21 protein-coding genes are annotated in these 20,246 nt (G+C 68.8%); 12 read left to right on the top strand and 9 right to left on the bottom strand.

What is annotated here, in order from left to right; genetic code table 11:
• Positions 1-42: 42 nt before the first annotated feature.
• The 3 genes from ACW5EG_RS12410 to ACW5EG_RS12400 form a co-directional block, all read right to left on the bottom strand.
• Complete coding sequence (locus tag ACW5EG_RS12410; RefSeq protein WP_457021651.1) at positions 43-2,082, bottom strand: glycoside hydrolase family 97 protein; 2,040 nt, start codon at positions 2,080-2,082, stop codon at positions 43-45.
• Positions 2,083-2,278: 196 nt separating this feature from the next.
• Complete coding sequence (locus tag ACW5EG_RS12405; protein ID WP_457018677.1) at positions 2,279-3,511, bottom strand: lipoprotein N-acyltransferase Lnb domain-containing protein; 1,233 nt, start codon at positions 3,509-3,511, stop codon at positions 2,279-2,281.
• 60 nt (positions 3,512-3,571) lie between these two features.
• Positions 3,572-4,444 carry an HlyC/CorC family transporter gene (locus tag ACW5EG_RS12400; RefSeq protein ID WP_457021649.1) on the bottom strand — a complete coding sequence of 291 codons (873 nt, stop codon included), beginning with the start codon at positions 4,442-4,444 and terminating at the stop codon, positions 3,572-3,574.
• A gap of 275 nt (positions 4,445-4,719) precedes the next feature.
• Here ACW5EG_RS12400 and ACW5EG_RS12395 point away from each other — a divergent pair, with 275 nt between their 5' ends.
• A complete protein-coding gene (locus tag ACW5EG_RS12395; RefSeq protein ID WP_457018679.1) occupies positions 4,720-5,199 on the top strand; it encodes a hypothetical protein in 480 nt (159 codons plus the stop codon).
• A 24-nt stretch (positions 5,200-5,223) separates the two neighbouring features.
• On the opposite strand, the gene ybeY is transcribed toward ACW5EG_RS12395, so the two are convergent.
• Positions 5,224-5,724: an rRNA maturation RNase YbeY gene (gene ybeY / locus ACW5EG_RS12390; RefSeq protein WP_457018680.1), complete on the bottom strand. Its 501-nt coding sequence runs from the start codon at positions 5,722-5,724 to the stop codon at positions 5,224-5,226.
• Between the two features lie 228 nt (positions 5,725-5,952).
• Positions 5,953-6,930 carry a PhoH family protein gene (locus ACW5EG_RS12385; RefSeq protein WP_457018681.1) on the bottom strand — a complete coding sequence of 326 codons (978 nt, stop codon included), beginning with the start codon at positions 6,928-6,930 and terminating at the stop codon, positions 5,953-5,955.
• A 102-nt stretch (positions 6,931-7,032) separates the two neighbouring features.
• Here ACW5EG_RS12385 and ACW5EG_RS12380 point away from each other — a divergent pair, with 102 nt between their 5' ends.
• Genes ACW5EG_RS12380 through ACW5EG_RS12365 form a run of 4 tightly spaced genes read left to right on the top strand, consistent with a single transcriptional unit; the run spans position 7,033 to position 10,752 of the window.
• Positions 7,033-7,713: a TetR/AcrR family transcriptional regulator gene (locus ACW5EG_RS12380; RefSeq protein WP_457018682.1), complete on the top strand. Its 681-nt coding sequence runs from the start codon at positions 7,033-7,035 to the stop codon at positions 7,711-7,713.
• On the top strand, positions 7,710-8,684 hold the full coding sequence (locus ACW5EG_RS12375; protein WP_457021647.1) for an HlyD family secretion protein: 975 nt from the start codon (positions 7,710-7,712) through the stop codon (positions 8,682-8,684). Before ACW5EG_RS12380 ends, ACW5EG_RS12375 begins: the two co-directional genes overlap by 4 nt.
• A 47-nt stretch (positions 8,685-8,731) precedes the next feature.
• Positions 8,732-9,658: an ABC transporter ATP-binding protein gene (locus ACW5EG_RS12370; protein ID WP_457021814.1), complete on the top strand. Its 927-nt coding sequence runs from the start codon at positions 8,732-8,734 to the stop codon at positions 9,656-9,658.
• Positions 9,655-10,752, top strand: coding sequence for an ABC transporter permease (locus ACW5EG_RS12365; protein ID WP_457021645.1), 1,098 nt, complete (start codon positions 9,655-9,657; stop codon positions 10,750-10,752). Before ACW5EG_RS12370 ends, ACW5EG_RS12365 begins: the two co-directional genes overlap by 4 nt.
• A 205-nt stretch (positions 10,753-10,957) precedes the next feature.
• On the opposite strand, the gene miaB is transcribed toward ACW5EG_RS12365, so the two are convergent.
• Complete coding sequence (miaB, locus tag ACW5EG_RS12360; protein WP_457018685.1) at positions 10,958-12,370, bottom strand: tRNA (N6-isopentenyl adenosine(37)-C2)-methylthiotransferase MiaB; 1,413 nt, start codon at positions 12,368-12,370, stop codon at positions 10,958-10,960.
• 265 nt (positions 12,371-12,635) lie between these two features.
• Between miaB and ACW5EG_RS12355 the strand changes: the two genes are divergently transcribed.
• From ACW5EG_RS12355 to ACW5EG_RS12330, 6 genes are all read left to right on the top strand, one after another.
• Positions 12,636-13,586 carry a lytic transglycosylase domain-containing protein gene (locus tag ACW5EG_RS12355; protein WP_457018686.1) on the top strand — a complete coding sequence of 317 codons (951 nt, stop codon included), beginning with the start codon at positions 12,636-12,638 and terminating at the stop codon, positions 13,584-13,586.
• 326 nt (positions 13,587-13,912) lie between these two features.
• Positions 13,913-14,545 (top strand): ubiquinol-cytochrome c reductase iron-sulfur subunit, encoded by a 633-nt coding sequence (gene petA, locus ACW5EG_RS12350; protein ID WP_457018687.1) that lies wholly within the window; start codon positions 13,913-13,915, stop codon positions 14,543-14,545.
• Between the two features lies 1 nt (position 14,546).
• Positions 14,547-15,806: a cytochrome b gene (locus ACW5EG_RS12345; protein WP_457018688.1), complete on the top strand. Its 1,260-nt coding sequence runs from the start codon at positions 14,547-14,549 to the stop codon at positions 15,804-15,806.
• Positions 15,799-16,545 (top strand): cytochrome c1, encoded by a 747-nt coding sequence (locus ACW5EG_RS12340; protein WP_457018689.1) that lies wholly within the window; start codon positions 15,799-15,801, stop codon positions 16,543-16,545. Before ACW5EG_RS12345 ends, ACW5EG_RS12340 begins: the two co-directional genes overlap by 8 nt.
• A 148-nt stretch (positions 16,546-16,693) precedes the next feature.
• Positions 16,694-17,329 carry a glutathione S-transferase N-terminal domain-containing protein gene (locus ACW5EG_RS12335; protein ID WP_457018690.1) on the top strand — a complete coding sequence of 212 codons (636 nt, stop codon included), beginning with the start codon at positions 16,694-16,696 and terminating at the stop codon, positions 17,327-17,329.
• A gap of 71 nt (positions 17,330-17,400) precedes the next feature.
• On the top strand, positions 17,401-17,832 hold the full coding sequence (locus ACW5EG_RS12330; protein ID WP_457021643.1) for a ClpXP protease specificity-enhancing factor: 432 nt from the start codon (positions 17,401-17,403) through the stop codon (positions 17,830-17,832).
• A 180-nt stretch (positions 17,833-18,012) separates the two neighbouring features.
• Here ACW5EG_RS12330 and ACW5EG_RS12325 read toward each other — a convergent pair whose 3' ends face one another.
• The 3 genes from ACW5EG_RS12325 to ACW5EG_RS12315 all read right to left on the bottom strand — a co-directional run bounded on the left by ACW5EG_RS12325 (position 18,013) and on the right by ACW5EG_RS12315 (position 19,684).
• Positions 18,013-18,348, bottom strand: a complete 336-nt coding sequence (locus ACW5EG_RS12325; RefSeq protein WP_457021641.1) for a DUF3301 domain-containing protein — start codon at positions 18,346-18,348, stop codon at positions 18,013-18,015.
• 197 nt (positions 18,349-18,545) lie between these two features.
• A complete protein-coding gene (gene nadC / locus ACW5EG_RS12320; protein WP_457018693.1) occupies positions 18,546-19,418 on the bottom strand; it encodes a carboxylating nicotinate-nucleotide diphosphorylase in 873 nt (290 codons plus the stop codon).
• Entirely contained in the window at positions 19,415-19,684 is a 270-nt protein-coding gene (locus ACW5EG_RS12315; RefSeq protein WP_457018694.1) for a Trm112 family protein, read from the bottom strand. The genes nadC and ACW5EG_RS12315 overlap by 4 nt, the downstream gene beginning before the upstream one ends.
• A gap of 57 nt (positions 19,685-19,741) precedes the next feature.
• On the opposite strand from ACW5EG_RS12315, the gene purE reads away from it, so the two are divergent.
• The gene (gene purE, locus ACW5EG_RS12310; RefSeq protein WP_457018695.1) at positions 19,742-20,245 is read left to right on the top strand and encodes a 5-(carboxyamino)imidazole ribonucleotide mutase; all 504 of its coding nucleotides are present in this window, start codon (positions 19,742-19,744) and stop codon (positions 20,243-20,245) included.
• Position 20,246 lies beyond the last annotated feature (1 nt).

The raw sequence follows: 20,246 nt of genomic DNA, 5'->3' as shown, positions 1-20,246 counted from the left end.
ACCGGGTGCGGGCCGGGGCGCGCGGCTGGCGCGCAGTCGATCCTACTGCGCGACGAAGCGGATGGCCTGGCCGCCGCCCGGGGCAAGCCGCAGGTGCAGCGTATCGGCGGCAGTGACTTCGCGGGTCTCGATCAGGATGTCCTCGCGCCGGGTGCGGTAGTCGGCTTGCTCGCCGTCACGGTAGATCTGGGCGCTGTAGCGGCGGCCCGGATCGAGGAAGTCCAGCGTCACCTCCAGCGTGCGCGGCGCCTCGTCGGTCACCGATCCCAGGTACCAGTCGTCGCCGCCGCGTTCGCGGCGCGCGATGGTCACGAAGTCGCCGACCTCCCCATTGAGCACGCGCGTGGTGTCCCAGTCCACCGGCACGTCCTTGATGAACTGGAACGGGCCCGGGTTGGCCTCGTAGTTGTCCAGCAGGTCGGCCGCCATCTGCAGCGGGCTGTAGACCACCACGTACAGCGCCAGCTGCTTGGCCCAGGTGGTCTCGATGCCGCCGGACGCGCGCGTCTGCATGCCGAAGATGCCGGGCGTGTAGTCCATCGGCCCGGCCAGCAGGCGGGTGAACACCAGGTTGGCCTCGTGTTCGGGTGGATTGCCCGGATGGCCCCAGGCGCTGAACTCCATGCCGCGCGCACCCTCGCGGGTGATCGCGTTGGGCCAGGTGCGGCGCAGGCCCGTATCCTTCACCGGCTCGTGCGGATTGACCGAGATCCGCCGCTTGGCCGCCTCGGTGATCACGCGCTGGTGGTGGTTCACCATGTCCTGGCCCTCGTGCCAGGCGTAGACGAGGTTGCCCTCTGCATCGCGCACCTTGGCCTGGCCGGCATCGGCGACGTAGCCAGTCTTGACCGCCGGGATGCCGACCCGCTGATACAGGTCGAACGCATCGCCCAGCTGCGATTCGTAGTGCGCCGCGTGGCCCGAGGTTTCGTGGTGGCCGACCAGCACCACGCCCTTGCTGCGCGCGTGCGCGCTCAGCGCCTCGATATCGAAGTCGGGGTAGGGCCGGGTGAAGCTGAACTCCTCGCCGTTGCCGAACCAGTCGCCGTCCCAGCCAATGTTCCAACCTTCCACCAGCACGCCGCCAAAACCGTGCTCGGCGGCGAAGTCGATGTGGCGCCGCACGTTCTCGTTGGTGGCGCCGTGCTTCGCACCGGAGGCCCAGGTCTTGAGGTCCAGGTGCATTTCCCACCACACGCCGACGTACTTCATCGGCTTCACCCAGGACACATCGCCAAGACGGTTGGGTTCGTTGAGGTTGAGGATCAGCGAGGACTCCACCAGATCGCCCGCGCGTGGCGCGATCTGCAGGGTGCGCCACGGCGTGCTGAAAGGCGTGGCCACCGAGACCTTCGCCGAGGTGCCGCTGCCCGGCGTGAGCGCGGCCTTGAGCTTGCGTCCCTCGACCCGGGTCAGGTTCATGCCGGAATAGTCGACCAGCGCCGCTTCGTGGATCGACACGTGCAGGCCGTCTCCGGTGCGCAGGGTGATCGGCGTCTGTGCATCGCCGACCTGCTGCAGCGGGGTGGTGTGGTAGAGGTATTCCTCGCGGTTCCATTCGAACGCCGGGATCCACCAGGCGGTGGCGTCCTCGGCCAGGGTGAACTCGGTGAGCTCCTCGGCGATGTTGAGCCGCTCCAGTCCCGGCTGGTCGCGGAACACGTAGCGGAAGCCGAGCCCGTCGTCGTAGAGCCGGAAGACCACGTCGAAATCGCGCTTCGGGCCAGTCCGCTCGCGCAGGGTGACGGTGAGTTCGCTGTAGTGGTTGCGGATCTCGCGGCGCTCGCCCCAGGGCTGTTCCCAGGTCTGGTCGAAGCTGTCGTGGCGCTGCGCGGCGATCTCGAGATTGCGCTCGAACTTCGGAACGTCGGTGAACATCATGCCCAACCGCGAAGGCGCGATGACGCTGCGGCCCTCGCGCATCACCGTGTAGCTGGGACGGCCGTCGTTGTCGGTGGTGAGTTCGACGCAGAGCGTCTTGCCGGGCGAGCAGGCCTGTGCCGTCGGCGATGGCGCGGCGGCCGTCGCGGCCGTCGCGACAGTGCACAGCAGCAGGGCGGCGGACAGGTTGCGGATCGGCATCGTGCGTTCTCTCTGGCTCCCGGGATCGGCCCGATGTTGCCACAGCGTTGGCGGCGCGATCCGTGCATACGTATGCAGCGGATATACCGCGCTGTCCCACCCGTCCATCGACGTACCCCGCAGCAGATTCCCCACTGCGTTCGGAATGACAGGCGCATGCATGCGGCGCGTCGAGACGCGCATGCGTGCGCGGCGGCTACTCGCGCCTGCGCATCGCCAGCCCGCGGGCCAGTGCCACATGCACCGGCAGCAGCAGCGCGATCCAGTGTGCGTTGCGCTGCGGCAGCACCGGCAGCAGGTGCAGGAACAGTGCGATCACCGCGCCCACCGCCACGATCCAGGCCAGCACGCGGAACACCGGCCCCGCCTCGCGGCCGCGTGCGATCCGCCAGCCGCCGTGGAGCAGCAGCAGCGCCAGCGGCGAGAGCAGCAACAGGTTGTGGTTGGCCCAGGCCGCGCGGTGGTCGGTGAAGCCCCACAGGGCCAGCATCACCAGGCCCAGCACGCCGCAGATCGTCCAGAACGGCAGCGCAGCCGCGGCCAGCGCGGCGGGGCGCGTGCGCCCGAGCATCCCGATGCCGGCGGCCAGCAGCAGCCCGGCCAGCAGCCAGGGCCACCACGGGCGCGGCGCTTCGGCCGGTTCCGCGCGCAGGCGGTGCGGCAGCAGCTGCTCGGTGCCGGTGACCAGCGGGCGACCGTCATCGAGCCGGAGTCCGGCGAGTGCATCAGCCAGTCGCATCGGCACGAACGCGTCCTGCCACAGCGAGTTGGGCCGGTCCGCGGACGGGCCCAGGCCCAGGTCGAAACCCAGCCACATCCAGGCTGCGGGCGACGCAAGCCGCACCGCATCGCCGCGGAAGGTATTGCCCCGCGAGCGGCTCGTGAACTGGCGCTGCAGCGTCCCGCCCAGCGCCGCGTCGAGCGCGTCGCGCACGCGCGTGGAGCAGTTGTCGGTGAAGTAGTCGTAGCGGTAGACCGCGTTTTCAGGTCGCGCGTTCTCCGCCAGCGCATCTGCCAGCGCGCGCGCCTGCGCCTCATCGAGGTCCAGCCATTGCACCGATACGCCGCGGCCCACGTCGCGGTAATAGGCCAGGTCCTGCGACAGCGGCAGCGCCACCAGCCGGTAGCGCATGTCGCCCAGAACGAAGCGCGACATGAAGTCCGGCTCTTCCATGTCGAAGAAGCCGAAGTTGTAGGACACCGGCTCGGCAAGCGCCGGATCATCGACGACGATCGCGTTGTGGCCGAAACGTTCGAAGAAGATCTCGCCCGGCTGCATGGTCATCACGCCGATGCGCGGCGCGGCCTGGATGGCCGGCGCAAGCGCCAGCAGCGCGAGCAGCAACATCAGCGAAGGCAGCCACGCCAGGCCGCGCCGTCCGGCGCGCGCACAAGACGCCTGCATTGTCATTTTCGCCGGTATCGTCATTCTTTCAACCGCCGCCACTGCCGCCGTTGCGACCAGGGTTCCTGCATTCATGGGGCAGCGTCAGTCCGCAACGCGATCGGCATGCACGCTCACCTGCAGCGCATGCAGGCGACGCGCGTCTGCGCGCGTGATGCGGAATCCGAAGCGGCCCAGGGTCAGCTCTTCGCCGGCTTCGGGCAGGTGGCCGATCTCGGCGGTGATCAGGCCGCCGATGGTGTCGTATTCGTCGTCGTCGAAGTCCGCGCCGAACCGCTCGTTGAAATCCGAGATCGGGGTCAGCGCATCGACCGCGTACTGGCCATCGGCCTGCGCGGCGATCAGCGCATTGGGGTCTTCCGCGTCGTCGTGTTCGTCGTCGATTTCGCCGACGATCTCCTCCAGCACGTCCTCGATCGTCAACAGCCCGGCGACGCCGCCGTACTCGTCGATCACGATCGCCATGTGGTTGCGCGACTGCCGGAACTCGCGCAGCAGCAGGTTGAGCTTCTTCGATTCGGGGATCAGCACCGCCGGCCGCAGCAGCTCATGGACCGAGCCGGGGCCGTTGTCGGCCACCGCGCAGCGCAGCAGGTCCTTGGCCAGCAGGATCCCGAGGATCTCGTCCTTGTCCTCGCCGTGCACCGGGAAGCGCGAGTGGCCCGATTCAACCACCTGCCGCATCAGGTCCAGGAACTTCGCCTCGGCCGACAGCGCGACCATCTGCGCCCGCGGCACCATCACGTCGCCCACGGTCATGTCGGACACGGCCAGCGCGCCCTCCATCATGCGAAGGGTGTCGGCTTCGATCAGGCCATCGGAATGGGTGTCGCGCAGCAGCTCGACCAGGTCTTCGCGGGTGCTGGGTTCACCGGAGATGGCCGAACTGAGCCGTTCCAGCCAACCGCGCCGCTTTTCCGGGGTCTCGGAGGCGCTACTACTGTCGTCCTCGGACATTGCAGTAAAGGTTTGCTTCGAAAATCGCCCGTTGCGGGCAGCGGGGCAAGTCTACCCGGGTCGGGGCCGTCTGCCCAAATGGCCCGGCCCGGAACGCTGCGATCTGCTGGGGTGGGAAGCGCCCATTCGTCGCTCCGGGACGGCCGCGGCGCGGGCGGACCGGTGCGCCCTCGGGGTTTTCCCACACCACGCTGCGGTCGCCGCCGACGGACTACGGGCCCGGTGGGCGGGGATGCTGGCGTCTCCACTCGTCACGACGTCAAGGAGGACGTTCCATGCAATCCATCACACGACTGGCCGCCTGTGCGCTGGCCTGCCTGCTGCCCGCCATCGGCCTGGCCGTCGACCGGCCCGGCTATGGCGAGGCGACCGAGTACTTCCAGACCGACACGCAGTACGAGGCCTGGTTCAACCTGACCCACGCGCTGCGGCGGGACTTCGACTGGATCTGCGGCGACACATTCTGCGAGGGCGAGTACAGCAACATCCAGTCGCTGCGCTACCGCTGCTCGGTGCATCGGGCCAGCGGGCGGATCGGCATGTGTACGTGGGTGTTCGCGGCCAGCCACGAGGAGATCGCCCAGGCCACCGGCCGGATCGGCGTGCAGCGCGCGTTCTGGCAGTGCCGCACCCCGCTGGCGGCTGGCACGACGATCGACCAGCTGCTCGATGCGCTCGCAGTCGACGAACCGCTGTACGCGGCGTTGCCCGGCACCCAGCGCTCGATCATGGATGGCCTGATCGACTGCCTGTAGGGGCAGGGCGCACGTGCGGAAGGGTCAGGGCTCCGCCTGGTCTTCGGGCAGCAGGTACGGATCATGGATGCCGAGGGCGGCGAGGATTTCGCGCTCGAGTTGTTCCATCGCATCTGCCTCGCGGCTGTCCTCGTGGTCCCAGCCGAGCAGGTGCAGCACGCCGTGCACGGTGAGGTGGGCGTAATGCGCGGCAGTGGACTTGCTCTGCTCGCGTGCCTCGCGCGCCACCACCGGCGCGCAGATCACCAGGTCGCCCAGCAGCGGCATGCGCACGCCGGGCGGCAGGCCTTCGGGCAGTTCGGCTGGAAAGCTCAGGACGTTGGTTGCGTAATCCTTGCCGCGGTAGTGGCGATTGAGCGCGCGGCCTTCGGCCTCGTCGACGATGCGGATCGCGAGATCGGCCTCGCGGATGCGGCCCGCCAGGGCGGCGCCGGCCCAGCGACGGAAACTGGCCGCAGCGGGGATCCCCTTGCGGGGCGCCGCGTAGCCGACGGCGATATCGAGGTGGACAGGGCCTTGGGTCATCATCGCGATTCTAGGCGCAGCGGGGCGCGGTGGGGCGTGCCCGGGCACAGCGTTTTGTCGCGGAATACGCGGATGGACGTGGATCTGGATGAAAGTTGGCCGGGCATGCCGGTGTCATCCGGAAGGGCAGCGACGACTGCGCACAGTGATCTTGGCAGGGGTTGCAACGGGCCGTGCAGCCCCACCTGACGTTCAAAATCCGCGTCCATCCGCGAAATCCGTGGCCAATCAGCGCCCTTCGGTCGGCGGCTCCGCGTCACGGCGCTCGTAGGCCTCGACGATCCGCGCCACCAGCGGGTGGCGGACCACGTCACGCGCCTCGAAGAAGGTGAAGTTGACCCCGTTGACGTCGCGCAGTACCTCGATCGCGTCCTTGAGGCCGGACTTCACGTGCTTGGGCAGGTCGACCTGGGTCATGTCGCCGGTGACCACCGCGGTCGACCCGAAACCGAGGCGGGTCAGGAACATCTTCATCTGTTCGATGGTGGTGTTCTGCGCCTCGTCGAGGATCACGAAGGCGTCGTTGAGGGTGCGCCCGCGCATGTAGGCCAGGGGCGCGATCTCGATGACGTTGCGCTCCAGCAGCTTGAGTACCTTCTCCACGCCGAGCATCTCGTAGAGCGCGTCGTAGAGCGGGCGCAGGTAGGGGTCGACCTTCTGGCTGAGGTCGCCGGGCAGGAAGCCGAGCTTCTCGCCGGCCTCCACCGCGGGGCGCACCAGCACCACGCGCTGCACCCGCGATTCATTGAGTGCTTCCACCGCCATCGCCACCGCGAGGAAGGTCTTGCCGGTGCCGGCCGGGCCGATGCCGAAGTTGATGTCGTGGGTGGCGATCGCGTGCAGGTACTTCGCCTGGTTGGCGCCACGGCCGCGGATGGTGCCGCGCTTGACCCGGATGGCCACGTCCTGCGGCGTGGTGTCGCCGGCGCGGTCGACGTTGGCTTCGTTGAGCCGCAGGTTGATCGCATTGCTGTCGAAGGTCTCGGCGCCGGCCTCTTCGTACAGATCACGCAGCAGCCGCTCGGCCTGCGCGACCATCCTCGCATCGGGGCCGGAGACGCGGAACACATTGCCGCGGTTGGCGATCTCGACCCCCAGCCGCAGTTCGATCTGGCGCAGGTGGCCGTCGAAGGGCCCACCCAGGTTGGCGAGGCGCTCGGTGTCGGGTGGGTCGAGGGTGAAGTCGCGCTGGGTCTGGGTTGCCATAGGCGGCGGAGAGTAGCGCACCCGGTCATCACGCCGTGTCGCCGAGGCGTCCGTTCAGCCCGCATTCCAGCATTAATTGATCAGGCAATTAATATTGCCGGCATGGACAGCAAACCTCCCCGCAAGCACCCCGGCAGCACCGGGCGCCCCGCGCAACGCGCCCCGGGGCGCCCGCCCGACGACGCCGACCGCCGCGCGCTGGCGCTGGATGCCGCGCTGGCCTGTTACGTCAGGCGCGGCATCGCCGCGACCACCCTGCGCGACATCGCCGATGAGGCCGGGGTCACGCCGTCGCTGCTGCACTACTACTTCGGCGATGCCGCCGGCCTGCGCGAGGCGGTGACCGCCGAGCGGCTGATGCCGGTGTTCATCGAGATCCGCGACCTGCTGCTGGGCATGCCCGACGCGCCGCTGCGCGAGGTGCTCACCGCCTTCGTCGATGCCCTGTGCGACATGGTGCGCAGGTACGCCTGGCTGCCGGCGCTGTGGATCCGCGAGGTGGTCAGCGAAGGCGGCAGCCTGCGCGACCTGCTGGTGCAGCGACTGGCGCCGCAGATCGCCGGCGTGCTGGCCGGGCGCTTTGCGCAGGAGCAGGCCGCCGGCCGGCTCAACCCCGCGCTGGACCCGCGGCTGCTGATGGTCTCCCTGCTCGGTCTGACCCTGTTTCCAGCCGCCGGCACGCCGATCTGGCGACAGATCTTCGACAGCAGCGACCTTGGCATCGACCACATCCGCGATCACGCCGTCGCGCTGCTCCTGCGCGGCATGGAGCTGCCCGAATGACCCGTTCGAAATCCGCCCGCGCCACGCTGGCCGCCTGCGCGCTGGTGGCCACGCTGCTGCTTTCTGCCTGCCGCCAGGACGTGCCCGAGGCCCTGGGCACGCTGGAGTACGACCGCATCGCGCTGCCGGCGCCAGCCGCCGAGCGCATCGTCGAGATCGCCGTGCGCGAGGGCCAGCGCGTGGAGGCGGGCGCGCGCATCCTCAGCCTGGAGCCGTCGCGCGGCGATGCGCAGCTGGCCGCGGTCGCGGCCGACGTCGCGCGCCAGCGCCAGGTGCTGGCGGAGCTGCGCAACGGCGCGCGCAGCGAGGACATCGACCAGCTGCGCGCCAACCTCGCCTCCGCACAGGCGCAGGCGCGCGATGCACGCGCCTACTCCGCGCGACTGCAGCCACTGGGTTCGCAGCAACTGGTGGCGGCCGCCGATGTCGACCGTGCACGCGCGGCCGCAGCCAGCGCCGACGCCCAGGTCGCGGCCGCGCGCGCCGCGCTGGCGGAACTCGAGCGCGGCGTGCGTCCGGAACAGATCGCCCAGGCCGAAGCCGCGCTGGCGGCCGCGCAAGCGCAGTTGCGCGCGCAGTCGGTGACCACTGGCAAGCTCGACGTGGTCGCGCCGCGCGCCGGCCGTGTCGACAGCCTGCCGTATCGCCTCGGCGACGAGCCTTCGCCCGGTGCGCCGCTGGCGGTGATGCTGGTCGGCGACGCGCCCTATGCGCGCGTCTACGTGCCCGAGCCGCTGCGCGCCCGTGTCGAGGTCGGCGATGCCGCCACCGTGCACGTCGGTGCCCAGGGCGAGCGCAGCTATCGCGGCCGCGTGCGCATGGTCCGCAGCGAACCCACGTTCACTCCGTACTACGCGCTCACCGGCAAGGACGCGGCGCGCCTGAGCTACCTGGCCGAGGTGCAGCTGGAAGGCGAGGGCGTGGCCGAACTGCCGGCGGGCCTGCCGCTGCGGGTGGAATTCCAGCCGTGAGCGTCGACGCGATCGCGGCCGCACCTGCGGTGGATGCGGACGCCGCCATCCGCGCGCGCGGCATGGTCAAGTGCTTCGGCGCGCTGACCGCGGTCGACCATGTCGACCTGACCGTCCCGCGCGCCCACGTCTACGGCTTCCTCGGTCCGAACGGATCCGGCAAGTCGACGACCATCCGGATGCTCTGCGGCCTGCTCACGCCAACCGAAGGGGAGATCGAGGTGCTGGGGCTGAAGATCCCGGATCAGGCCGACGCCTTGCGCCTGCGCATCGGCTACATGACCCAGAAGTTCTCGCTGTTCGAGGACCTCACCGTACGCGAGAACCTGGAATTCCTCGCCGCCGTGTACGGGCTGTCGCGTGCCGATACGCGCGCGCGGGTCGACGAGCTGCTTGGCCTGTACCACTTCGAGGACCGCCAGCGGCAGCTGGCCGGCACCCTGAGCGGCGGGCAGAAGCAGCGCCTTGCGCTGGCCGGCGCGGTGATCCACCGGCCCGAGCTGCTCTTCCTGGACGAACCGACCAGCGCGGTCGACCCCGAGTCGCGACGCGACTTCTGGGAAAAACTCTTCGAGCTGGCCGACGCCGGCACCACCCTGCTGGTCTCCACCCACTACATGGACGAGGCCGAGCGCTGCCACCGCATCGCCATCCTCGATGGCGGCGTGCTGGTGGCCGACGGTGCCCCGGGCGAACTCGCCGCCGAGTTGCGAGGGCGGAGCGTCGAGGTGCGCGCGGTCCATCCGCGCCGCGCGCAGCGGCTGCTGTCCAGCTTGCCTGGCGTGCTGAGCGTTGCGCAGATCGGCAACACCCTGCGCGTGCTCTCGGCGCCCGGCCGTGACAGCGCCGAGGCGGTGGCGCGCGCGCTGCGTGAAGCGGCGTTGGAGGCCGAGGTGCTGCCGTCGGAGGCCAACCTCGAGGACGTGTTCGTCGCCGCCACCCGCGGGCGCGACGAGGGCGGAGCGGAGCAATGAAGTGGTGGCGCAGGCTGTGGGCGGTGGTGCTGAAGGAACTGCGCCAGATCCGGCGCGACCGCATCAGCATGCTGCTGATCGTGGCGATTCCGGTGATCGACCTGCTGATGTTCGGCTACGCGATCAACTTCAACCCGCGCAACCTCGACGCGATGATCATCGACCAGGCCAACACCGCGACCTCGCGCGCGGCGGTGATGGACATGCGCGCGACCGGCATCATCGAGATCACCGGCGTCGGCGACAGTCCGGCCCAGGCCATGGAACAGCTGCGGCGGGGGCGCCTCAGCGTAGCGATCGTGTTGCCGCCGGACTACGAGCGGCGTCTGGCCGACGGCAGGCCTGCGGTGCAGGTAATGGTCGACGGCACCGATACCGTGGTGCAGGCGGCCGCAGTGCAGCTGGCGCAGCTGCCGCTGGAAGCAGTGAACGGGCGCCGCGCGCAGGCGCCGCCTGCGCAGATCGAGGTGGTGAGCTTCTACAACCCGGAGCGCCGCTCGGCTGTGAGCATCGTGCCGGGACTGATCGGCATCATCCTGACCATGACGATGACCATGTTCACCGCGATGGCGGTGGTGCGCGAGCGCGAGCGCGGCAACATGGAACTGCTGATCGCCACGCCGCTCAGCCGCGCCGGGCTGATGATCGGCAAAGTGCTGCCCTACGCGGTGATCGGACTGGTGCAGACCACGCTGATCCTGGCGCTGGGCATCTGGATGTTCGACGTGCCGCTGCGCGGCAGCCTGCTCGATGTCTACATCGCCGCGCTGCTGCTGATCCTGGCCAACCTCGCCATGGGCCTGCTGATTTCCACCCGCGCCAGCACCCAGTTCCAGGCGATCCAGATCACCATGTTCGTGTTCCTGCCCTCGATCCTGATCTCGGGCTTCATGTTCCCGTTCGCGGGCATGCCCGACGTGGTGCAGTGGGGCGCGGAACTGCTGCCGATGACCCACTTCCTGCGCTTGGTGCGCGGCGTGATGCTGCGCGGCGCCAGCCTGGTCGATCTGTGGCCGGGCGTGCTCGCGCTCCTGGCGTTCACCCTGGTCACGATGACGCTGGCGATCCTGCGCTTCCGCAAGCGGCTGGACTGAGCGGCTGGTATAGCAGATCTCTCACTGCGTTCGAGATGACACTCCGGGCAGTCGTGCAAGCTCTTCCGCTGTCATGTTGAACCGTTCGACTGTCATCTCGAACGCAGTGTTCGACGGTCATCTCAAACGCAGTGTTCGACGGTCATCTCAGACGCGGTGTTCGACTGTCATCTCGAACGCAGTGAGAGATCTTCCCCGCGCAACCTCAATCCGCTTCGCCGCCGTCGACTCCCGTCACGCGCCCGCGCAGCGAGTTGCTCATCGCCTCGGTGATCACCACATCGACGAACTGCCCGGCCAGGCGGGCCGGTCCGGCGAAATTCACGGAACGCATGTTCTCGGACTTGCCGGTCAGCTCGGCGGGATCGCGGCGCGACGGCCCCTCCACCAGCACCCGCTGCACGCTGCCGACCATCGCCTGCGAGATGCGTGCCGCGTTGGCATTGATCGTGGCCTGCAGCCGCGACAGCCGTGCATGCTTGATCGCGTCGGAGACATCGTCCGGCAGGTCGGCGGCCGGCGTGCCTGGCCGACGTGAGTAGATGAAGGAGAACGACTGGTCGAAACCCACGTCCTCGATCAGCTTCATGGTCTTCTCGAAATCCGCATCGGTCTCGCCGGGGAAGCCGACAATGAAGTCCGAACTGACCGAAATGTCCGGCCGCACCTCGCGCAGCCTGCGGATCTTCTGTTTGAACTCCAGTGCCGTGTAGCCACGCTTCATCGCCGCCAGGATGCGGTCGCTGCCCGACTGCACCGGCAGGTGCAGGTAGTTGGCCAGCTGGGGCACGTCGCGGTAGGCCTCGACCAGCGAGTCGGAAAACTCCAGCGGGTGCGAGGTGGTGAAGCGGATGCGCGCGATGCCCTCGATGCCGGCGATGGTGCGAATCAGCAGGCCCAGGTCGGCCGGCTCGTCCGCGCCCTCCATGGCGCCGCGGTAGGCGTTGACGTTCTGGCCCAGCAGGTTGACCTCGCGCACGCCCTGCGCAGCCAGCTGCACGATTTCCACCAGCACGTCCTCGAACGGGCGGCTGATTTCGGTGCCGCGGGTATAGGGCACGACGCAGAAACTGCAGTACTTCGAGCAACCTTCCATAATCGACACGAACGCGCTTGGGCCTTCGGCACGCGGCTCGGGCATGCGGTCAAACTTCTCGATCTCGGGGAAGCTGATGTCGACCTGCGGGCGCTTGGACTCGCGTCGCGCGCGGATCAACTCCGGCAGCCGGTGCAGGGTCTGCGGGCCAAACACCAGGTCCACGTAGGGCGCGCGTTTGACGATCGCCTCGCCCTCCTGCGAGGCCACGCAGCCGCCGACGCCGATGATGACCTCGCGCCCCCCGGCCTTGAGCGCCTTCCAGCGACCGAGCTGGCTGAACACCTTCTCCTGCGCCTTCTCGCGGATCGAGCAAGTGTTGACCAGGACCACGTCGGCCTCTTCGACGTTCGTGGTCAGCTCCAGTCCGTCGCTGGCGGCCAGCACGTCGGCCATGCGCGCCGAGTCGTACTCGTTCATCTGGCAGCCGTGGGTCTGGATGTAGAGCTTGCCGCGGGACGCCCCGCCGGTGGCGGCGGGGGCGGTGTCGGGCGGATCCGTGAGGACGGGCAGTTCGATCATGGCGTTTCCGGGGCGCGGTGGGGAGGCGCTCCACAACAGCGAAGCTGGTCTTCCAGGCCGGATGGCTGGTGCGTCAACTCTGTCATCCCGAGCGCAGCGAGGGATCTGTTGACCGATCCTCGCCGCGCTGGCGATGACAGCGGGCCGGTGCGACAGTTTAGGGCCTCCCGGTTCTTCTTTTCTGCGCGGCGTCCGCTTTCCAAACCGTGCGCCGTTTATCAATCAAGGACTTGGCAGCCGGGCGGGAAGGGTGGACACTGCGCGCATGAAAGGGGGGTGGGGACTCGTCGCGATCGTCGGGCTGGCGCTGTTGGCGCCGGCCGCGTCGTCGTGGGCCGGCACCATCTACCGCTGCGACAGCGCAGACGGTGCCCGCAGCTACGTCAGCAAGCGGGTCAAGGGCGCCACCTGCGTGGCGGTGAGCAACTACCGCAGCAGCCCGGCCCGGCCCGCCGCCGTGCAGGGGGCGGGCAGTGCCTCCCCGGCCAACCCGGTGGCCGGTTCCCCGGCGTCGATCAACAACAACAACGCGCCGGCGACCTTCATGGGCGGGGCGGGTTCGACTGCCCGGCAGCCTGCCGCCGCCGCGCCGAAGCCGGTCGCAGCCGCCTCCGCGGCGTCGGCGCAATCCACGCGCCGGCTGCAGCAGGGGCAGGTCTACTCCTACATCCAGGACGGCGTGCGCCACTACACCAGCCAGCGGCCGAAGAGCGGTGGCGCCTCGGCCGTCCGCACGATCAACTACAGCTTCTTCGAGACCTGCTACGCCTGCGCGCCGCTGCCGGGCGTCAATTTCGGCAACGTACGACTGAACACCACGGCCTATGCGGCCGAAGTGAAAGCCGCCGCCGCCGAATTCGGCGTCGAGGAAGCGATCGTGCGCGCGATCATGCATGCCGAATCGGCCTTCAACCCCAACGCGCTCTCACGCGCCGGCGCGCAGGGCCTGATGCAGCTGATGCCGCCCACCGCACGCCGGTTCGGGGTCACCAATTCCTACGATCCGGGGCAGAACATCCGCGGCGGTGTCGAATACCTGGGCTGGCTGCTGAAGCGCTTCAACGGCGACCTCACCCTGGCCGCGGCCGGCTACAACGCCGGCGAAGGCGCGGTCGACCGCCACAAGGGCGTGCCGCCCTACAGCGAGACCCAGCGCTACGTGGTGCGCGTCGCCCAACTGGCCGAGCGCTACCGCGGGCACGTCGCGGCGAACTGAGCTCCGGCGAGTGTCGCAAGGGCCGTCGTGTCGTGACGGACGGCGCCAAGCCCGCTCCCGCGCTCGCCCTCCACGACCGCATTGCCGTTGTGCGCACGCAGGCGCAGCCAAGGGCGCGTCCCGGCACCCCCGGACGCGGTCCCGCATGGCGGGTTGCCCGGCAAATCGCTGGCGGACAAGGGAAAACAGGCGCCACGACAGCGCAGACATTGTCGCCGCATTCAGCGTTCCGCTACACTTCACCGTTCTTTGCGCCCGCCTCCGGGGACCGGGCGCGCGGCAGCCACAATCAAATCAGCGACCCAGAAAGTTTCGCGGAGAGCCGGATGGCCAACGATGCGGTATACGACCCCGATGACGGGGCACCCGACCACCAGGGCCGGCGCAGGTTCCTGACCGCCACCACGGTGGCAGTGGGCGCGGTGGGGGCCGGATTCGCGGCTGTGCCGTTCATCAAGTCCTGGAACCCCAGCGCCCGCGCCCAGCTTGCCGGCGCGCCGGTGACGGTGGACATCAGTGCCCTGCAGGACGGCCAGCGCCTGATGGTGGAATGGCGCGGCCAGCCGATCTGGATCGTGCGCCGCTCCGAGGCCATCCTCCAGGCACTGCCGACGCTCGATGACCAGCTGCGCGACCCGAATTCGGAAAACGCCGACCAGCAGCCGGCCTACATCCAGCAGCAAAGCCCGCAGCTGCGCTCGTTCAGGCCGGAAATCTCCGTGCTGGTGGGTCTGTGCACGCACCTGGGCTGCTCGCCGGAAATGGTCGCCGAGATCCGTCCGGCGCCGTTCGACCCGAACTGGCAGGGCGGCTACTTCTGCCCCTGCCACAAGTCGAAGTTCGACATGGCCGGCCGCGTCTACCAGGGCGTGCCCGCCCCGACCAACCTGGTGGTGCCGCCGCACTATTTCGCGGACGACGCCACCATTGTCGTCGGCGTCGATCCGGGAGCCGCTTGACATGTCGAACGTGATCGAACGCACCGCCAACAACGTGTGGGACTGGTTCACCCTGCGTGCGCCGGGCTTCATGCCCTTCTACCGCAAGCACATGACGGAGTACTACGCTCCGAAGAACTTCAACATCTGGTACATCTTCGGCGTGCTGTCGATGGTGGTGCTGGTCAACCAGATCCTGACCGGCATCTTCCTGACGATGCACTACAAGCCGAGCGCGGCGGAAGCCTTCGCCTCGGTCGAATACATCATGCGCGACGTGGAGTGGGGCTGGCTGATCCGCTACATGCACAGCACCGGCGCCTCGCTGTTCTTCATCGTGGTCTACATCCACATGTTCCGCGGACTGATGTACGGCAGCTACCAGAAGCCGCGCGAGCTGGTGTGGATCCTGGGCATGCTGATCTACCTGGTGCTGATGGCCGAGGCGTTCCTGGGTTACGTGCTGCCCTGGGGCCAGATGTCGTTCTGGGGCGCCAAGGTGATCATCTCGCTGTTCGGCGCGGTGCCGGTGATCGGCAACGGCCTGACCGAGTGGATCATGGGCGACTACCTGCCCTCCGACGCCACCCTCAACCGCTTCTTCGCCCTGCACGTGATCGCGTTGCCGCTGGTGCTGCTGCTGCTGGTCGTGCTGCACCTGGGCGCGCTGCACGAGGTCGGGTCCAACAACCCCGACGGCGTGGAGATCAAGAAGGGCCCGAAGGGCAACCGCTGGTCGAAGACCGCGCCGGCCGACGGCATCCCGTTCCACCCGTACTACACGGTCAAGGACAGCTTCTACGTCTGCTTCTTCCTGATCGTCGGCGCGTTCATCATCTTCTTCGCCCCGGCGTTCGGCGGCTGGTTCCTCGAGCATGACAACTTCACCGAGGCCAACCGGCTGGTGACGCCCGAGCACATCAAGCCGGTGTGGTACTACACGCCCTACTACGCGATGCTGCGCGTGGTGCCGCACAAGCTGTCCGGCGTGCTGGTGATGTTTGGTGCGATCGCGATCCTGTTCCTGGTGCCGTGGCTGGACCGGGCGAAGGTCAAGTCCTACCGCTACCGCGGGCTGATGTCCAAGGTGCTGCTGGGCCTGTTCGCGATCACCTTCTTCTGGTTGGGCAAGATCGGCGCGGGTCCTGGCACCGACGCGACCGAAACGATCGTCGGCCGCTACCTGACCGCGTTCTACTTCCTGTTCTTCCTGACCATGCCGCTGTGGACGGCGCTCGACAAGACCAAGCCGGTTCCGGAACGGGTGACGACGCATGACTAAGACCTTCATGACCCGCATCGCCGCGTTCGCCGGCGGGCTGCTGCTGTCGTTCTCGGCGCTGGCCGCCGGTGGCGGCAACCTGCAGCAGGCCGGCACCGACCTGGGCAACCGCGCCTCGCTGCAGCGGGGCGCGCAGTTGTTCATGAACTACTGCGCCGGCTGCCATTCGCTCAAGTACCTGCGCTACTCGCGCGTGGCCGAGGACCTGGGCCTGAGCGAGGACGAGGTGATGACCAACCTCAACCTCACCGGCGCCAACTTCGGCGAACACATCATCTCGTCGATGCCAGCCGAGCAGGCGACGAAGTGGTTTGGCCAGGTGCCGCCGGACCTGACCCTGATCAGCCGCGTGCGCGGCAGCGACTGGGTCTACACCTACCTGAAGTCGTTCTACCTCGACGACACGCGTCCGCTCGGCTGGAACAACACCCTGTTCCCCAACGCCTCGATGCCCAATCCCTTCTGGAAGCAGCAGGGCCTGCAGCACGCGGTGTTCGCCGAACAGGATCCGGCGACGGGCGAGGCGGCGGTCGAGCGCCTGGAGATCTCCTCGCCGGGCACGCAAAGCGCGGCAGAGTTCGACCAGACCGTGCGCGACCTCACCGCCTTCCTTGAATACGCCGGCGAGCCGGCCGTGCTCAAGCGCCAGGGGATTGGCGTGTGGGTGCTCCTGTTCCTGTCGTTCCTCACGCTGCTGGCATGGCTGATGAAGAACGAGTACTGGAAGGACGTGCACTGATCCACTGGTGATGCGGGGACGGCGTGGTCCGGCATTTGGCCGACCGCGGCGGCCGGACACATCGTCCGGGGCGAAGACCGGGTGACCGCCTGCGGTGGGCAGGCGGCACCATGTGACCGGCGGATTCCGGTCGCTGGAGAAGCCGTTGATGGCAGCGAGTCCACGTATGCGCAATGCAATGACCCTGTTTTCCTCCGTCGACGACGTGCTGTGCCATCGGGTGCGGCTGGTCCTGGCCGCCAAGGGCGTCACCTACGACCTGATCCCCGTCGACGCGCAGAACCCGCCGCCCGACCTGATCGACCTCAATCCCTACCATTCGGTGCCGACCCTGGTCGAGCGCGACCAGGTCCTGTACGCGGCCAGCGTGGTCAGCGAGTACCTGGACGAGCGCTACCCGCATCCGCCGCTGATGCCGGTCGACCCGCTCTCGCGGGCGCGCCTGCGCTTGGCGATGCTGCGCATGGAGCACGACTGGGTGCCGCAGGTGCAGGCGGTGCAGTTTGGTGGCAGGCAGCAGGCCGACGCTGGCCGCAAGCGCCTGAAGGAACTGCTCACCGCCTCGATCCCGCTGTTCAAGGCCAGCAAGTTCTTCCTCAATCCGGAAATGAGCCTGGCCGACTGCGCGATGGCGCCGATCATCTGGCGCCTGCCGGCGCTCGGTGTGGCCCTGCCCAAGGACGGCAAGGTGATCGAGGACTACGGCAACCGCATCTTCCGCAATCCCGGTTTCCTGCGCAGCCTCACCCCGCAGGAAAAGCACCTCAACGTGCTGCCGGCCTGACCAGGAAGGCCGGGAGCCGGGTCGGAGCGATCCGATCCTGCACTCCGGCCCCCGATCTCCGATCTCCAGCGATGCCAGACTCTCCCGCCAGCATGACCAGCCATCGTCCGTACCTGTTGCGGGCGCTGTATGAGTGGATCGCCGACAACGGAATGACGCCGCACATCCTGGTCGACGCCCAGCTGCCGGGCGTGCGCGTGCCGCCGCACACGGTCAAGGAAGGCCGGGTGGTGCTCAACATCGCCGACCGTGCCGTGGCCAAGCTCGAACTCGACAACGAGGCGGTGCGCTTCACCGCGCGCTTTGGCGGCGTCAGCCATCCGGTTACGGTGCCCGTGTCCGCGGTGCTGGCGATCTACGCGCGCGAGACCGGCCAGGGCATGGCGCTGCCGGAAGATTCCGGCGCAACCATGCCGCCGCACGACGATGAGCCCACGCCGCCCGACGACACGCCCGGGGAAGACCCGCCGAAGCGCGGCGCGCACCTGCGCGTGATCAAGTAGCGCAGGGCAGCATCGGGCCGGGCCTGCGTGCCCCGTAACCGTCATTCCAGCGAACGCCCGGCCACCGTCATTCCAGCGAACGCTGGAATCCATTTCGGCAGTGCCAGCCTGCACAAGCAGCTGGCGTCGCCCCGCCCGAAGTCCGCCGCGATCGCGCCGCAATGTGGGCCCCCGTGACCCTCAGTGCAGCACCACCGCCTGCGCGGCCCGCGTCGGCCCGCTGAACCGCACCAGCTCGTCGCCATGCAGCACCAGTCGCCCGACGTGCCGATGCACGCCGTCCTCGGAATACTCGAAGCGGAAACTCCGCTCCAGGCCGAGCCGCCCGTCCGCGTGGCGGCGCAGCCGCAGCCCGCTGGCGTGCACGCTCTGGTCCAGCCAGATCACGCCGGCCACCTCGCAGGCGTTGCGGCCCACCTGAGCCGCGCGCTCGGCCGCGGCACGGGCGGAATTCCACCAGGCATAACCGGCGGCGCAGGCGATCATCAGGGCGATCAGGGCAGGGAAGTCGGGCATGGCGGGCAATGTGGCGCCCGCGCAGGCCGATTGCAATCCACGCATCGCCGGGCGCCGCGAACTTCCCGGTAGGAGCGGCTTCAGCCGCGATCGATGTATCCCGAATCGCTTGGGTGCAAGGCGCTGCGCTGGTCGCTGAAGCGCCCCGCCTTCGGGCATGCGTGCCGTTCGGAGCGCGTTCGCGGCTGAAGCCGCTCCTATGGGGGCGGAGGGCCGAGCTTGAGCGACAGGTCGATCGCGTGCAGGTGCTTGCTCAGGGCGCCGATCGAAATGCAGTCCACGCCGTCAAGCGCGATCGCACGCACGCCCGCCAGGTCCACGCCACCGGAGACTTCCAGCGGGATCCTGCGATCGGGTGCAAGCGCGTGGGCGATGTCCACCGCTTCGCGGCGCGTGGCGGCATCGAAATCGTCGATCAGGATGCGGTCGCAGCCGGCGGCAAGCGCCTCGCGCAGCTGGCCCAGCGTTTCGACCTCGACGATCAGCGGCAGTGAAGGCTGCGCGGCGCGCGCGGCGGCGATCGCGGCCACCACCGAACCGAACGCGCGCACGTGGTTCTCCTTGAGCATCACCGCGTCGTACAGCCCCATGCGGTGGTTGTCGCCGCCGCCCGTGCGCACCGCGTACTTCTGCGCGGCGCGCAGGCCGGGCAGGGTCTTGCGGGTGTCGAGGATGCGCGTTCCGGTGCCGCGGACGGCATCAACATAGGCGGCGGTGGCGGTGGCCGTGCCGAACAGCGTCTGCAGGAAGTTGAGCGATGCGCGCTCGGCGCTGACCAGGGCGCGCGCATGGCCGTGCAGCGTGGCCAGGACCGTGCCCGCAGCGACACGGTCGCCTTCGGCCACGCGCCAGTCGATCCGCACCTCCGGGTCGAGCGCGCGGTGGCAGGCGTCGAACCACGGTCGCCCGCAGACCACGGCGTCCTCCTTGCACAGCAGGTAGGCCTGGTCGTCCGCATCCGGCAACAGCGCAGCGGTGACATCGCCGCTGCCCAGGTCCTCGGCCAGCGCGCGGGCGACGTCATCGGCAATGATCGCCGGGTCCACCGCGGCGCGGTCGCCGCCGATCATGCCCTGGGGAAATCCGCGACCTGCGCGGTGGCAATGGACTCTTCGGCCAGCAGCACCGGGATGCCGTCGTCGATGCGGTAGACCAGCTTGCGGTCGTGCGTCACCAGCGCCTCGCGCATTGGCGAGGACTGCGCGGAACCGTCGCCGCGGCGCAGTCCGCCGGACGCGACCGCGGCGTTGAGCGCGGCCAGCCCGGCAGGATCGAGCAGGGCCAGCGGTTGCCGGCTCACGGGGCAGACGAGGAGGTCGAGCAGCTTGCGGTCCATGGCGGGAAGGCGATCGGATGAACCGCTAGAATACGTCTTTAGGTCCGGGGACGACGAATGTCCGCTTCACCTGCAAGCCCGCTGGTCGGGGTCGTGATGGGTTCGCGCTCCGACTGGGAGACGATGCAGCACGCCGTGCAGAAGCTCGAGGCGCTGGGCATCGCGCACGAGGTGCGCGTGGTCTCCGCGCACCGTACGCCCGACGTGCTGTTCGACTACGCCGCCACTGCGCAGGAACGCGGGCTGCGCGCGATCATCGCCGGCGCCGGCGGCGCGGCGCACCTGCCGGGCATGCTCGCGGCCAAGACCGCGGTGCCGGTGCTCGGCGTACCGGTGCAGAGCCGCGCACTGAACGGGATGGATTCGCTGCTGTCGATCGTGCAGATGCCCGCGGGCATCCCGGTGGCCACGTTCGCGATTGGCCAAGCCGGTGCGGCGAACGCCGCACTGTTCGCCGCGGCCATGCTCGCGCACGGGCAGCCCGAGGTTGCGGCCGCCCTGGCCGAGTTCCGCCAGCGCCAGACCGATGAGGTCGCCGGCGCCGACGACCCGCGCCAGTGAG

The organism is Luteimonas sp. A611 (genome assembly GCF_054072715.1).
Note: the sequence above shows the minus strand (reverse complement) of the source record. Positions and strands in the feature narration are given on the sequence as shown.

What these genes read in the sequence shown, in the direction of transcription:
- miaB (WP_457018685.1), bottom strand. Translation starts at nt 12,370, where the DNA reads ATGATCGAACTGCCCGTCCTCACGGATCCGCCCGACACCGCCCCCGCC.
- nadC (WP_457018693.1), bottom strand. Translation starts at nt 19,418, where the DNA reads ATGATCGGCGGCGACCGCGCCGCGGTGGACCCGGCGATCATTGCCGAT.
- ACW5EG_RS12405 (WP_457018677.1), bottom strand. Translation starts at nt 3,511, where the DNA reads ATGACGATACCGGCGAAAATGACAATGCAGGCGTCTTGTGCGCGCGCC.
- ACW5EG_RS12355 (WP_457018686.1), top strand. Translation starts at nt 12,636, where the DNA reads ATGAAAGGGGGGTGGGGACTCGTCGCGATCGTCGGGCTGGCGCTGTTG.
- ACW5EG_RS12315 (WP_457018694.1), bottom strand. Translation starts at nt 19,684, where the DNA reads ATGGACCGCAAGCTGCTCGACCTCCTCGTCTGCCCCGTGAGCCGGCAA.
- purE (WP_457018695.1), top strand. Translation starts at nt 19,742, where the DNA reads ATGTCCGCTTCACCTGCAAGCCCGCTGGTCGGGGTCGTGATGGGTTCG.
- ACW5EG_RS12395 (WP_457018679.1), top strand. Translation starts at nt 4,720, where the DNA reads ATGCAATCCATCACACGACTGGCCGCCTGTGCGCTGGCCTGCCTGCTG.
- ACW5EG_RS12380 (WP_457018682.1), top strand. Translation starts at nt 7,033, where the DNA reads ATGGACAGCAAACCTCCCCGCAAGCACCCCGGCAGCACCGGGCGCCCC.
- ybeY (WP_457018680.1), bottom strand. Translation starts at nt 5,724, where the DNA reads ATGACCCAAGGCCCTGTCCACCTCGATATCGCCGTCGGCTACGCGGCG.
- ACW5EG_RS12385 (WP_457018681.1), bottom strand. Translation starts at nt 6,930, where the DNA reads ATGGCAACCCAGACCCAGCGCGACTTCACCCTCGACCCACCCGACACC.
- ACW5EG_RS12410 (WP_457021651.1), bottom strand. Translation starts at nt 2,082, where the DNA reads ATGCCGATCCGCAACCTGTCCGCCGCCCTGCTGCTGTGCACTGTCGCG.
- ACW5EG_RS12400 (WP_457021649.1), bottom strand. Translation starts at nt 4,444, where the DNA reads ATGTCCGAGGACGACAGTAGTAGCGCCTCCGAGACCCCGGAAAAGCGG.
- ACW5EG_RS12335 (WP_457018690.1), top strand. Translation starts at nt 16,694, where the DNA reads ATGGCAGCGAGTCCACGTATGCGCAATGCAATGACCCTGTTTTCCTCC.
- petA (WP_457018687.1), top strand. Translation starts at nt 13,913, where the DNA reads ATGGCCAACGATGCGGTATACGACCCCGATGACGGGGCACCCGACCAC.
- ACW5EG_RS12365 (WP_457021645.1), top strand. Translation starts at nt 9,655, where the DNA reads ATGAAGTGGTGGCGCAGGCTGTGGGCGGTGGTGCTGAAGGAACTGCGC.
- ACW5EG_RS12340 (WP_457018689.1), top strand. Translation starts at nt 15,799, where the DNA reads ATGACTAAGACCTTCATGACCCGCATCGCCGCGTTCGCCGGCGGGCTG.
- ACW5EG_RS12325 (WP_457021641.1), bottom strand. Translation starts at nt 18,348, where the DNA reads ATGCCCGACTTCCCTGCCCTGATCGCCCTGATGATCGCCTGCGCCGCC.
- ACW5EG_RS12330 (WP_457021643.1), top strand. Translation starts at nt 17,401, where the DNA reads ATGCCAGACTCTCCCGCCAGCATGACCAGCCATCGTCCGTACCTGTTG.
- ACW5EG_RS12345 (WP_457018688.1), top strand. Translation starts at nt 14,547, where the DNA reads ATGTCGAACGTGATCGAACGCACCGCCAACAACGTGTGGGACTGGTTC.
- ACW5EG_RS12375 (WP_457021647.1), top strand. Translation starts at nt 7,710, where the DNA reads ATGACCCGTTCGAAATCCGCCCGCGCCACGCTGGCCGCCTGCGCGCTG.